Here is a 15,064-nt window from a genome sequence, read left to right as displayed (position 1 = left end):
CTAACAAACGATTCCGAGGTGCTGCCTTATGTCCGCTAACAATTATTCGCAACAAGTTTTATTGGCAAACGGCTACTTTGTAGAAGAAGAGAAATATTGGAAAGAGCAATTCAAGAAGGATGGCCATTCTAGTCGCTTCCCAGCTGATAATAATCAGTTGGGAGGAGGCTCAGTCCGATCAATAGGTATTACTTTTCCGCTGGCGTTATCAAGAAAGTTATTACAAGTCACAAAGGGTTCGCCTTATAGTGTTCTTGTCTTCTTGCTCTCTGGTGTTAGTGGCCTGTTATATAAATACACGGCTGAAACCGATGTTTTGATCGGAACTCCTATAAGTAAAGAGGACGAAACAGAAATGATGGAAGGAGCACTAAAAATCCTTCCCATCCACTCAAAGCTTAATCCGCAAGAACCATTTAAAAATCTGATCTACCAAACAAATTCTCTTTTACAAGAAGCCATTAAACATCAAAGCTTTCCTCAGTCAAAATTGATCGAGATAGTAGAAGAACTGGAGAAAAATACTGCTTCTTTATGTATGAATACGATAGTACTTCTGGAAAATTTCCAAAACGCACAGTTTATTACCGAAATGGAACAGGATATGGCTTTTTGTTTTTCCACCACAGAAGAACAAATTCATCTAACGGTGTATTACAAGGATTCTCTTTATAAAGAAGAATCCGTTGTGCGTATCATGAAGCACTTGCACGTTTTTTTTGAATCAGCTATGCAAGCTCCTTCTACTTTACTCTATCAAATCAATATCATATCAGAGGAAGAGAGAGAGAACCTTTTCTATAAATTCAATGATACAGAAGTAGAATATCCTCTGCATATAACGATAGCCGAATGGTTTGATAGTCAAGTTAAAAGAACGCCAGATTATCCAGCAGTCTATTATGAAGGCCAAACATTAACTTATCTAGAACTACAGAAAAAATCCAATCAACTCGCACACTTCTTGAGGAAAAAAGGGGTACAAGCAGGGGATATCATTCCCCTTTTAGCTAGGCCATCGATTGAAATGATCGTGGGTCTTTGGGGCATTGTAAAAACAGGAGCTGCCTTTCTTCCCATAGATCCTGATTATCCCAAAAGTCGGATAGAATACATGCTACATCATAGCGGGTCTTCATTATTAGTAACCCAAACAGCATTGCCAAAAAATGTGGAGTATGCAGGTGAAATAGTAGAGATAAACGGGTTGTCTCTATGTGAACAAGAAGAAGCTTCACCTCTGAGCATACATTCTACATCAGAGGATATTGCCTATGTCGTATATACCTCTGGCACAACGGGGGAGCCCAAAGGTGTGATGGTATCTCAGCGGTCGTTAACTAACCTATGTAGATGGCATATCAACTTTTTTGATGTTACTGATCAAGATAAGGCTTCCAAGATTGCGGGTTTCGGATTTGATGCCTCTGTATGGGAAGTGTTCCCCTATTTGTTAGCAGGTGCTGCAATCTATGTCATTCCTGAACAATTGAAGCTCGATCTTCCAAGACTTAATCAATATTTTGAAGAACATAAGATTACGATAGGTTTTTTACCTACACCTTTATGCGAAAAGTTTGTACATCTCCAAAATTGTTCTTTAAAGAAATTAGTAACGGGTGGGGATGTGTTACGTAGCTATGTAAAACAGGACTACCAACTGATTAATAACTACGGACCAAGCGAATATACGGTGGTTACCACTAGTCATCCAATATGTGGGGATACAGCGTTGATCCCAATCGGCAAGCCTATCCATAATACCCAAGTGTACATATTGGATTCATATGACCAAGTACAGCCTATCGGTGTTGCTGGTGAGATTTGCATATCTGGAGAGGGATTGGCCAAGGGGTATCTACAGAATGAAGAGCTTACTAACAAACATTTTGTTGATCATCCATACCTACCGGGCAAAACCATGTATCGTACGGGTGATTATGCAAAATGGTTATCTGATGGAACCATACAGTATGTAGGCAGACAAGATAATCAGGTTAAAATCCAGGGTGTCCGCGTTGAAATCAGAGAAATTGAAAAATCATTATTAAAGCTTTCTGATATTACGGATTGCATTGTTTTAGTAGATAATCAGCCAGATGGGAGTAATGCCTTAATCGCTTACTATGTTGCGACACGATCTTTAATAGCTATGAATGTAAAAAAAGGTTTAGCTACATATTTACCTGAAGCGATGATCCCTTCTACATTGATTCAACTAAATGAAATTCCGCTTACTGCAAACGGAAAAGTAGACAAGAAGGAATTGCCTACAAAAGAAAGCTTTCTAGCTAAAGAAGATGACGTCCCAGTTTTGCTAACAGATACAGAGAAGGAAATGAGGGAAATATGGAAGGATATTTTACAAGTCGAACACGTAGGATTACATCGTAACTTTTTTGATATTGGTGGAAATTCTCTAATACTGGTTGATATGCACCAGCGATTGGAGGAACGATATCCGAACAAGTTAACCGTAGCAGACTTGTTTACCTATACTTCTATTTATGAACTGGCGGCATTTGTAGATCAGAGGAATGAACAGAAACGAGAGGGACCTACTTTTGAAAGAGTAGATTTTCCGCATGATTATTTGAAAGATAGGGAATGTGGGGATGATCGCGATTCAATTGAATGGAATCTAGACCGGGATGTATGTAAGGATTTACATATATTATGCAAACAAGAGTCTATTTCAATAGAAACAGTGATGCTGTCTTCCTTTATATATGTTTTGCATAACATTACACATCAAAACCAGATATCCGTTTTAGTGATGAACCCATTTTTTTCTCGTGTCAGAAATATTAGTGCTGATTTCCAGGCCCTTCATCATTTCTCAGAGCTATTTAAAACGATAAATGAAAAAATCACGCTAACAGATGCCCTTCAATCAGGCGAGTATGCATATAGTGATTTGCTTAACAAAGAAGCATCTACTAAAAATCTGTCCAAACATCTTTTACTACCGTGCTTTTCATATGAACGGGAAGAATCAAACCATTCTCTTCCGTTTGGAGATATTTTAGTAAGGGTGATAGAGAGAGAAGATGAATTGATTTGTAGAATTAATTACGGTTCTCTTATCAATCCTGACAAAATGCGAGAACTTGCGAGTGTGTATATGGAATTACTTCATATCATAATAAAAAAGGATTCTAAGGAGTGAAAGTGAGCATGAAAAAATTTGGCATCATATTTTCAGGACAAGGATCTCAATATGTAGGAATGGGGAAAGAGATTTATCAAAATTATTCCTCTGCAAAAAAAATATTCGACGAGGCAAGTGAGTCCCTATCATTTGATGTAGCGAAACTATGTTTTGAAGGAAGCATGGAGGAATTAACAAAAACAGAAAATACACAACCAGCTCTTCTTACAATGAGTGTAGCTGCTTACCAAGTATACAAAGAGGAAATTGGAATTCGTCCCGATTATTTTGCCGGTCATAGCTTAGGAGAGATTTCAGCTCTTACATGCGCAGAAGCCATTCCCTTTTATGATGCCGTGAAAATTGCACGATCTAGAGGTCTTTTTATGCAGGAGGCAGTATCGCTTGGTGAAGGGGCGATGGCAGCTGTTGGAGGAGTGGATCAGGCTGTTATTGAGCAAGATTGTGAAAAAGCATCTCAAGAGGGCTCAGTTGTCGTACTTTCCAATATTAATTCACCTTCACAACTTGTAATTTCCGGACATAAGGAAGCTGTTGATCGAGTTAGTGAATTTCTCAAGGCTCGTGGCGCTCACGTAACTCTTCTTCAAGTAAGCGCACCATTTCATAGTCCACTCATGCAACCAGCGGCAGATCAATTTTCCGAAGAATTGAAAAACTATCAGTTTGGAAAAGGGAAGATTAAAATACCTGTACTTTCTAACGTAAATGCTCAGCCTTATCAAGGAAAAGAAAACATCGTGGACAATCTGACCAAACAAATTGTAGCGCCTGTGAAGTGGCAATCTTGCATGGCGTATTTGAAACAAAACCAAGTGAAGTATCTGCTAGAAATAGGACCAGGAAAGACGTTAAAGAACCTTGTATCCAAAAATACTACTGACATTGAAAGTCATTCATTTGATAAAGATTTTGATTTGTCCTTGTTAAAAAAGACGATTCATCAATTCGAAAAAAGTAAATTATATTTCATCTCTCGTAGTTTAGGTATGGCTGTTAGCACAAAAAATTACAACGAGAATCAAGAAGAATATCAAAAAGGGGTAATCGAGTCATACAAAAAAATGAAGGAAATTCAAGCAGAGCTGGAATCTCAAGCAAAGCAACCAAGCGATCAGCAAATCAGAGAAATAGCAGAATTACTGCAAATGATTTTTATTACGAAAAAAACTCCTCAAGAAGAGCAAGTCGCTCGTTTTCAAAAATTATTTGCTGAAACTGACACCGAAGAACTTTTTCAGGATTTTACATTTACGCAAGTAGGTAGAACGGCCGTTCAAACAGTTTAGAGACGGGGGAGGAGCATGGTGAAAGAGTTTCGTTTAGATTTTGATAACATAAAATTATCGGCAACTTCTGAAAATACCTTATTCAAAGAAAAATCAAGTTTACGTGTTTCCAAAAAGGATATTGCTATCATCGGACTTTCTTGCACGTTTGGGCATACAAAAAATAAAGATGAATTTTGGAACATGCTTGAGGAAGGAGAGGATGGCGTCCGCCCCCTTTCTCAAGAGCGTAGGAGATTAATAGAGAATTATGTAAAGCAAGGAGGCTCATCTGCATCCTCTGTTGAGAATTATATCGAGAAAGCTTATTTGGAAGAGATAGACCGATTTGACTATCAATTATTTTCTCTCTCTCCGGCTGAATCCAATCTTATTGATCCTAATCAACGAATTTTTTTAGAAAATGTATGGTCAGCCATTGAGGATGCAGGTTATGGGGGAAACAAACTAGCAGGGACCAAAACAGGGGTTTATGTAGGTCATTGCAATATTTCCCTAGATGAATATCTACGATTTATTGAAGTGGCAGATCCTAAATTGTTTACCATAGCTGTCCCTGGAAACATCAAATCTATTATTGCAAGCAGAATTAGCAACTTACTTGATTTAAGAGGACCAGCGCTCGTCGTAGATACAGCTTGCTCATCTTCACTGACAGCTGTTCATCTTGCTTGCCAAGCTATTCGAAACTCCGAGTGTGAAATGGCTTTAGCAGGTGGAGTTAAACTTACACTGATACCTGGTCAAAATAGTGAAACAGAGGACATAGGAATAGCTTCCTCAGACGGGAGAACTCGAAGCTTTGATAGTAGTTCTACTGGGACTGGTGGAGGAGAAGGTGCCGGTGTTGTACTCTTGAAACCCTTGCAAAAAGCTTTGGAGGATGGTGATTCCATCTATGCGGTTATCAAGGGGAGCTCGATAAATCAAGATGGTAAATCTTTGGGGATAACTGCGCCCAACTCGGTAGCCCAAGAAGAGGTCATCGTAGCAGCTTGGGAAGACGCCGGCATAGATCCTGCAACCATATCTTATATGGAAGCTCATGGAACGGGAACAAAATTAGGTGATCCTGTAGAGATCAATGGGTTGGAAAGAGCTTTTCAGCGTTTTACGAATAAACAACAGTTTTGTGCGATAGGTTCAGTTAAGACCAATATTGGTCATTTGGATGGGGCAGCAGGTATTGCAGGTCTTATCAAAGCTATTTTGGCAATCAAGCACAAAAAAATACCACCAAACCTGCATTTTCAAGAACCTAATCGAAATATTTCTTTTATTACTTCTCCCGTATATATCAATGATCAGTTGTGTGACTGGACAACAGATGGAGTGCCCCTGCGTTGTGGTGTGAGCTCCTTTGGATTAAGCGGTACCAACGCTCATGTGGTTTTGGAAGAAGCACCACCTGTAGAAATGGACACATTCATAGATAATGAAGAAGATTCGTTCCAGATTCTCACACTCTCTGCTAAATATAAGGATGGATTGCAACGATTGGTTGAGCAGTACGAGCAATACGTCCTTCATGAACATGTTGGAAAAGATTTGAAAAATATTTGTTATACATCTCAGACTGGTAGAGGACATTATCAATATCGTGTAGCTCTATTAGCACAAACAAAAGATCAATTAGCTTCTTTGCTTACAAGCATCTCAACAAATGGACTTGGAGATACAGATGAATCGGGTTATTTTTACGGTACGAACCGAATCGTATCGGATCAAAAAGAAAGCCGGGGAACAGGTGAGTTAACAGAAGAAGAGAAGCGTAAAAAAAGTTATGAAGCAAATCAACTCATCCAGCACAATCATAAAGAGTGGAATCAATTGAAATGGGAGAAATTGTGCCAGCTCTATGTAGAGGGCGCTGAAATTGAATGGGATTTGTTACATAGGAACAAGAGGATCAAAAGAGTTCACGCTCCTGTTTATCCATTTGCACGTCACAGATGTTGGGTAGAAGGACAAGGAAAACCATCTTCATATGCTCAACAGGGTAATTCAGGTGATGTAAGAAAAGGTATGCACCCTCTCATTGATCAATGCTTGGTGGATTCTATGGAAATCAACATCTATTCGACCCAATTTAGCGCAGATAAACATTGGGAGCTACGGGAGCATGTATTAGGTGGATACCCTATACTACCTGGAACCTGCTATTTGGAAATAGCGTCGGAGTTGGGAAAAGAAATCCTTGGTTCTAGAAATATTGAACTACAAGATATTTTGTTTATTTCTCCATTGATTGTTCCTTTTAATGAGATGATAGAAGTTCAAACCATTATAAAGAAAATACAAGATCATCAGGAATTTGCAATTGTTAGTAAATCGAAAGAAACGGGGCAATGGACGAAACATGTAGAAGGAAAAATCTATCCAGTCACACGCTCAAAAGAAATTTCGACTAGCTTCGACATTCAACAAGTAAAGAAAAATAGTATCACTACATTACTAATTAATGATGAGCTGTTAGCTGAGGCACATGTTCAAACCGGGAAAAGATGGAGAAATATACACAAACTCTATCTGGGAGAAGATGAAGTAATGGCAGAATTACTATTTCCTCTCGAATCCGCCCATGAATTAGAACATTATTTCTTATATCCGTCCTTGTTAGATGGAGCAGTTAATGCTGCTAATGGCACGATGGGTGAAGGATTATTCCTACCGTTGCATTATGAAAAAGCAAGATTTTATCAACCTATACCTCGTCGATTCTATAGTTATTTGAAAAAGAAAGATTTAAGTAAAGGAACGAATGATATCGCAACCTTTGATATTACTCTTGTAAATGAGCAGGGAGTGATTATTGGAGAGATTGAAAACTATACCATTAAAAAGTTCCATGAGTTCCAAACGAAATTGCATCAGCTGTCAGGTAAGACTAGTTTGTACCACAAAACAATATGGTCTAAAGAGCCATTAGCTGATTTTGCTCCCACTCTTCATCAGTCTGTATTGTTATTTACAGATCGAAGTGATAAGAGTGAAACGATTGCTCAAAAGTTAAAAGAAAAAGGTACGACTGTTATTGAAGTAACGTATGGTAAATCCTTTTACAAACATGACGAACATAAGGTAACCATTTCTGATAACGAAGATGATTACATTCAATTGGTTCAAATCATGAATCAGCATCATGTATCGCAAATCGTTCATATGTGGAACATAGATCATTCAGAAGATATTAGGGAAGAAGAAGAGTTGCAACAAGCTCTTCATAAAGGGGTAATGAGTCTGTTCTCTTTAACCAAAGAGCTTGTCAGACAAAAGATAAATAGAATAATAGATATTGTTTTACTATCTTCTACTGGATATGCAGTAAGTCAAAATGACCAGTTGATACATCCTCACCACGCATCTATGTATGGATTAGGGAAAGTAATTGAACATGAATATAGCAATCTACAGGTAAGATCGATTGATGTAGATGAATATACCAAAGCAGAAACCATTCTTCAGGAAATTCTACAAAAGAAAAAGACTTACACGGTTGCTTATCGTCAAGATGATCGATACGTAGAGGAGTTTATTGAAACCACACTAAATAAACATGAGAATGTTGATTTTCACATAAATCCATCTGGTGTGTATGTAATTACAGGAGCTTCAGGTGGAATAGGAATTGAGTTAAGTAAGTACCTTGCCTCTCAAAGTGATGTTCATTTAGCTTGGTTAAGTAGGACAATTCTTCCTGATAGAAATACATGGAGCGATTTTCTTAACGGTCAGAAGGATGGCAAGATTACTCGGATGATAAGAGCCATTTTAGAACTAGAGGCCTCTGGTTCAACGGTTGATTATTTCAGCGTAGATTTGACAAATGGTGAACGATTAGCAGATGTGCTGCAACAGATGCGTCAAACCTATGGCAAAATAAACGGAATTATTCATTGTGCAGGTCTTGCTGGTGATGGTTTTTTGATCAAGAAAGAGGCACGAGTATTTACCGACGTAGTAAAGCCAAAAATCCTTGGTACGTGGCTACTTGATAGCTTAACAAAACAGGATCATTTAGATTTCTTCGTCCTTTGTTCTTCTCTAACATCTGTATTTGGTGCACCTGGACAGTCAGACTATACGGCTGCTAATGCTTATCAGGATTCATTTGCCGCCTATCGTAATCGATTAGGAAAGCCTGCCTTAACCATCAATTGGTCTGGATGGAGCGAGACAGGCATGGCAGTTGATCACGGTGTTCACTTGTCTCGAAGCATGTTTGTACCTCTGCAAACAAGAAATGGGATTGAGGCATTTGGCCACGTAATAAAAAAACGATTGGATCGGATCATGATTGGTCAAATGGATGATGAGATGATTATACCTTCTTTGAACGCACTTCCTATTGTCTTATCTAAGTCTCTTACAGATCGATTGGATCAAAAGTCAATCGAACAGACTAAGCTTCAAGAAAAGGAGCACTCAAGAAAAGGTGATACTGAATTGAGTATTACTGGCAAGGATAAAGCTAGTTTAAGTGAAACAGAAAAGACAGTAGCAAGACTCTGGGGTCAAGTTTTAGGACTCTCAGAAATAGATGTCTATGACAAGTTTTTTGAGCTGGGGGGAGACTCATTGCTAGCCTCTCATTTACTCAAAGAAATGGAAAAAGTATACCCAGGACTATTAGATATCACGGATGTCTTTATTTATGCCACTATTGTCGAGATGGCTGCGTTTATTGATCAGAAACAAAAACCTGTACAGACAACGCGAATAGCCAAAGCAGATATTGAAAAAGATATTGATTTGCTACTTCAAAAAGTGTCTCTTGGCCTTCAAGACTAAATCATTTGAATCTATTTGAAAATGGGAGCTGAGGATTTGGAAAAGCTAAAAGAGTATATAATTAGTCAATTTGCTAATCAACATTTGTCTCAACAGGAAGCAAAAAATTTATTGATGGAATTGTACGAACAAGAACAGGAACAGGAACAAAACAAAAGTGAGAATGATAATGACATTGCGATTATTGGAATGAGTTGTAAATTTGCTGAGTGCGATTCCCCTAGTGAGTACTGGAGTAATTTAGAAAATGAAAAAGTATGTATGATTAAATATCCGACAGAACGAAAAAAATTCTTTACTCCCTTAAGTAAGAATGCTCACTATGCGGAGTTTCTAGGTATAAGCTTAGAAACAGATGAGGAAAACGAGCAGAAAGGGGTAGTGGCTGGTTACATTAAAGATGTCGAGATGTTTGATGCCAAGTTCTTTGGCATTCAGCCAAGAGAAGCTAAATCTATGGATCCCGCGCATCGTTTATTCTTAGAATCAGCTTGGAGTGCTATAGAAGATGCTGGATATAGCGAAAATATGATCCGCAATACCAATACGGGCGTGTATGTAGGTAAGGATTGTACGTCAGGTGGAACATACTATCGATACATCACCGAAGAGGACGCTCATACCTTAACAGGAACATGGCATGGCATATTGGCGAGCCGTCTAAATTACCTATATAATCTGCGCGGACCAAGTATGGTTTTAGACACGGCTTGCTCCTCTGGATTAATGGCAGTTCACGAAGCTTGCCAGGCGTTACGATTAAAAGAATGTGAAATGGCTATAGCAGGCGGAATTTCTCTTGGCTCTTCCGCTCAAGGAAAAAGTGATAATGATGATGAAACAATGGTCGACTCTGTTTCATCTAGTGATAACACCGTTCGAACGTTCGATCGTAAATCTACAGGAACTGTTTTTGGAGAAGGAATTGCTACTCTCTTGCTTAAACCTCTTACACAAGCGATAGCTGATGGAGATAACGTTTATGCTGTAATCAAATCTACAGCAGCTAATAATGACGGGGCCTCTAATGGTATTACTTCTCCAAATCCATTAGCTCAAGAAGACGTGATTGTTAAAGCATGGGAGCAAGCGGGAATCAATCCTGAGACTGTCAATTATGTAGAAGCACATGGTACGGGAACTATTTTGGGTGACCCCATTGAATTCAAAGGTTTAACCAATGCTTTTAAAAGATACACGGACAAAAAGCAATTCTGCGGGATTGGTTCAGTAAAAACAAACATGGGACATCTTGTCGGTGCTTCTGGTATCGCTGGAATCATGAAGATTGCATTAGCCTTACAAAATAAGAAACTACCTGCAAGCTTACATTTTGAAGAACCAAACCCTCATATTAATTTTGTGGATTCACCTTTATATGTGGTAGATCAGTTACAAGATTGGACAGAAGGAGAGGTTCCTAGACGTGCAGGAGTTAGCGCATTTGGTTTTAGTGGTACAAATTTGCATGTCTTATTAGAAGAAGCTCCTAAGGTAGCGAACAAAACAGAAAAAACGATACAACCACAAATCATTGCTCTATCAGGTAAGAGTGAAAATGTCATTATGGATTGGGTAAAAAAATACCAAAATTTCCTAGAAATAAATACTACAATTGACTTAGAGCAGTTGGCATATACAGCTAATACAGGTAGAGGACATTATGAGTATCGATTAGTGTTCATTGTAAGCAGCTTACAGGAATTTAAACAAAAAATAGCTGGTATTTTAGCTAATGGAGTAAACGAAATACAAGAAAATGGGATCTACTTTGCAAGACATAAGGTTGTTTCAGATAAGAAAAAAGATAAAGATGATTATGAAATTTCAGAGATTCAGAAACGTGAGATGACGAGTGAAGTAAACAATCTCTTGCAACAACTAGTGGGTGTCAATATAACAGAGAATTCTAGGAACCTTCATCATCTTGCTACGCTCTATACCGCAGGAGCAAGTGTGGATTGGAATAAATTGTATGAGGGTAAAAAACTGCAACGTATTACTTTACCAGTCTATCCTTTTGAAAAAATACCTTATTGGGGAGAAATAAAAGTCTCTAAATTAAAAAACAACCAGGTTCAAAATACAACTGAATACCCACACCCGTTAGTAGAGGGCTGCTTAATAAAATCTATCTTTCAAGATATATATACAGTCAAATTAAATGTAAACAAACAGTGGGAGTTAAGTGATCACGTCTTGTTTGGGGTCTCGATTGTTCCAGGTGTTGCCTATTTAGAAATTGCTAGAGAATTAGCTAGTAGGTACTATGAAGGCAATATTGAGCTGACAGATGTAGTGTTCCTTACACCAATCGTGGTAAAAGAGAATGAAGATAGAGAAATTCATTTTCTCGTCCAGAAAGAAAAAGAGTACTTAAAACTAACGGTAACAAGCCAAGATTGCGAAGAGGATGGAACTCTTAAAGATAGTTGGACGATCCATACACAGGTTAAAATTGTTCCTTTGTCAGAACCAAATCATATCACCCATTCTCCAACAGAAATTCGTCAGCGACCAGATATGCATCAATTGATTGTTGAAAATGATAGTTTCTCCAACAATCGCGTCAGATTTGGACCTAGATGGCTTAATGTGGACTATGTAGCACGTGCAGAGAAAGATGTATTTGCCGAACTACGCATTCCACAACAATGCCAAAATGACTTGATTCTATACAAATTGCATCCTGGTATGTTGGACAATGCAGTAAATGCGGCCACCCAAACGTTTGGGGATGGGTTATATTTGCCTCTTTCTTACAAGAGCGTAAAAATTTACGGCCCAATGCCTTCTCTATTTTATACGCATATTCGCAAAAAAGACAAGGGTTCCAAAAGCTTGGAGACTCTTAGCTTCGATATATCCCTCTTTGATGAGCAGGGCAATGCTTTTGCTGAAATAGAAGAATATACAATCAAAAAGGTACAAGCAAGTGCATTAAAAGAAATCAATAAGAATCACTATTATCAGGCGAAATGGGTGCAGGAGGAAAGGGCAGCAGAGCAGTATGAACCAAAACAGAAAAATGTCGTCGTTTTAAAAGATTCCGTCGGGTTTGCCGAAAAACTAATAGCTGCTATGACCGATTCAAAGACTACCTTTATTGAGGTTGAGCTAGGAAGCGGATATCAAAAGCTTGATGAGCAGCATTATCAGATTGATGTATCGGAAGAAAGTTATATGAAGCTTTTCGAAGAGCTACAGGATATAAAAATTGATCAAATTTTGCACCTTTTCTCTGTTAATGGAGATAGGGATCTACAAAGTTATACTGAGCTACAAAACAATGTAGATAAAGGTGTTACTAGCTTGTTTAATCTTTCGCGTGCTACTGTAGCAAGTAAACTAAAAAATACAGTGGATTTGGTAGTAATGACAGACTATGCTTATCAAATTGCTGAAAAGGAAGAAATGATTCATCCACACAATGCAGCACTTCTGGGATTGGCTAAAGTAGTGGCTCAAGAGTTCCCTAATCTGTTATGCCGTAGCATTGACATGGATCACGAATCACTTCATCAAGTGGTTAAAGAATTATATGCTACAGAAACTCAATTCCGTACGGCATTCCGAGATAACAGACGTTATATTGAACAATTCGATCGTATGAATGTAAATCAACCAACCCATACTGCGACTCCTATTAACGATCAGGGTGCCTATATCATTACTGGGGGAATGGGTGGTATTGGTATGGCAATGACGGCACATTTGGCTGCTAGAGGAGCAAAAAATATTTGCCTTCTGAATCGTTCATCTATACCTGCACGTGAGGATTGGGAAGAAATTATCAATCAAAATGAAAATCCAAAGCTGGTGTCAAGATTATTGAAGCTGAAGCAAATAGAAGAAGCAGGTACAAAAGTACAATGCTATTCAGTAGACATTTGCAACGAAAATGTACTTTCTTCTGTTCTTACAGATATTCGTGAGCGTTTTGGTAGCATTCACGGTATTCTTCATGGTGCAGGTGTAGCAGGGGACGGATTCCTTATTTTAAAAGAGAGAAGTGCTTTTGAAGAAGTTCTCAAACCGAAGATAAATGGAACATGGTTGTTAGATCGTCTCACAAGAGAAGATAACTTAGACTTCTTTGTTGCCTTCTCGTCTATGACCACTTTGTTTGGTTCAAGAGGCCAAGGAGATTATACAGCGGCTAACTCTTTTCTGGACTCCTTTGCTCATTACAGAACAAGTCTAGGGAAGCCTACAAGTGCAATTAATTGGCCAGGATGGAAAGAAGTTGGTATGGCTGTTGACTTCAATATATCGGAAGAATTCGCTATGTTTAAATCTATTCCAAATGAATTTGCCTTCCATATTTTTGATGAGGTCATTAGTTTACACTTAAGCAATGTAATTCCTGGTGAACTCAATATAGGATTACTGTCTTCTATAGAAAGCCAAGTTCCAATGCAGATGTCTCCGCAGATTAAGCTGGAACTATCTAATTATCGTAGCCAATCAGCCAACCAAGCAGAGAAAGGAAAGGCGAAAAAGCGTAGCATCGAAGAAATTCTCCTAACAGGTAAAGGAGAAGACGAATATACAGCTACAGAGCAAAAAATCGCATTCATCTATGCTCAGGGTCTGGATTTGGACGTGATCGATATCTATGAAAACTTCAATGCACTAGGTGGAGATTCTATCATGGCGACGGAGTTGTTAAGCTATATTAATGTAGAATTCCCAGGTATTGTGGACATATCAGATATGTTCTCATATGCAAACGTTGCGGAAATGGCAACCTACATCGATTCCAAAACAGGTACTCACTCTTCAGTTGGGAATGCAGGGTAAGCAGAGAAAAGCGTATATGAATTAGAAGAAGCTATTCCGACAGTAGATTATCTACCTAGGAATAGCTTTTTTAGAAATAATAATCGAATTTTCCGACTACTGAATGTTGACATAATCAGATTATAAATTTTCACATGTTCTCATTATTCTTTGTAGGTTTTTTGGGGGAGAAGATATAAGAAGAAGTAATGAGACCATCAATGAATAGAATGGTTGACCAAATACCACTCGCAGCATTTAGTTGCTTCATACTTGTAAAAGTGGCGATAATCCACTTTCCTTTATCTAATAAGGAAAGCTCAGCTGGCATTACATCTTGGTTTACCACCCAGAGATAGATAAATACAGATAGATGTGCAAATGCGAAGAGCAACGCGTGCTTGGCAAAACCGATAAGTTCCTTTTTTGTATGATCCCATCCATAGAGTTGATTTTTAAGGTAAGCAATATCCTCCGATAATGTAGGCCAGGGCTCACCTTTCCAGGCTGCTATTTTTCTACGAAGGAACATGTCCACCTTTATTGCATCTTGTTTTCCATACGTGACTGCGTATAGAAGGAGGATACCAATAACAATTTGGTAAATAGAAAATACACCTGTTTGTATGTAATCTATAATACCTAATCCAATAATCCAAATTTCATTTAGCAAAAGGAGTACCAATGAAATCTTTGAAGCATAACTCTTTTGAAACAAATAACGAAATAGTAAGAAAGAAAGAAATAGTAGCCAAAATGTGATTTCGGCTACAATGAGAAGCACCCATCTGCTTTCTACGATAAGGTTAGTCATTATCATCACTCCTATAGCAAATGATAAACTAAAATGTAATCATTTTCAATTTTTTGTACGACAGTCAATCATATTATTTCTGTGGTAAATTGGTATTTTCTATTCAACAAACCAAGCCTGATATAACAATATATGAAAACCAGCATCCTTACCAACAATGGTGGCTTTGTCACCAAAATATTTGTGGATGGAGGATATCAGGGTTCGCATTGCTAT

General features: G+C 38.2%; 5 protein-coding genes. 4 read left to right on the top strand and 1 reads right to left on the bottom strand.

Annotation, left to right across the window (positions count from 1 at the left end; translation table 11 throughout):
• Positions 1-28: 28 nt before the first annotated feature.
• From EEL30_18760 to EEL30_18745, 4 genes are read left to right on the top strand one after another with little or no spacing between them, the layout of a single operon-like run.
• Complete coding sequence (locus EEL30_18760; protein ID QDX94145.1) at positions 29-3,169, top strand: amino acid adenylation domain-containing protein; 3,141 nt, start codon at positions 29-31, stop codon at positions 3,167-3,169.
• A gap of 8 nt (positions 3,170-3,177) precedes the next feature.
• The gene (gene fabD, locus EEL30_18755; protein ID QDX94144.1) at positions 3,178-4,461 is read left to right on the top strand and encodes a [acyl-carrier-protein] S-malonyltransferase; all 1,284 of its coding nucleotides are present in this window, start codon (positions 3,178-3,180) and stop codon (positions 4,459-4,461) included.
• 15 nt (positions 4,462-4,476) lie between these two features.
• Positions 4,477-9,252 carry a KR domain-containing protein gene (locus EEL30_18750; GenBank protein ID QDX94143.1) on the top strand — a complete coding sequence of 1,592 codons (4,776 nt, stop codon included), beginning with the start codon at positions 4,477-4,479 and terminating at the stop codon, positions 9,250-9,252.
• 21 nt (positions 9,253-9,273) lie between these two features.
• Positions 9,274-14,055: an SDR family NAD(P)-dependent oxidoreductase gene (locus EEL30_18745; protein QDX94142.1), complete on the top strand. Its 4,782-nt coding sequence runs from the start codon at positions 9,274-9,276 to the stop codon at positions 14,053-14,055.
• Positions 14,056-14,185: 130 nt separating this feature from the next.
• Here the strand turns inward: EEL30_18745 and EEL30_18740 are convergent, their stop codons facing one another.
• Complete coding sequence (locus EEL30_18740; protein ID QDX94141.1) at positions 14,186-14,848, bottom strand: hypothetical protein; 663 nt, start codon at positions 14,846-14,848, stop codon at positions 14,186-14,188.
• Between the last annotated feature and the right edge of the window lie 216 nt (positions 14,849-15,064).

Origin of the sequence: Brevibacillus laterosporus (assembly GCA_007833815.1) — a bacterium.
Taxonomy (GTDB): Bacteria; Bacillota; Bacilli; order Brevibacillales; family Brevibacillaceae; genus Brevibacillus_B; species Brevibacillus_B laterosporus_D.
This window is presented reverse-complemented; position numbering and strand designations above follow the sequence as displayed.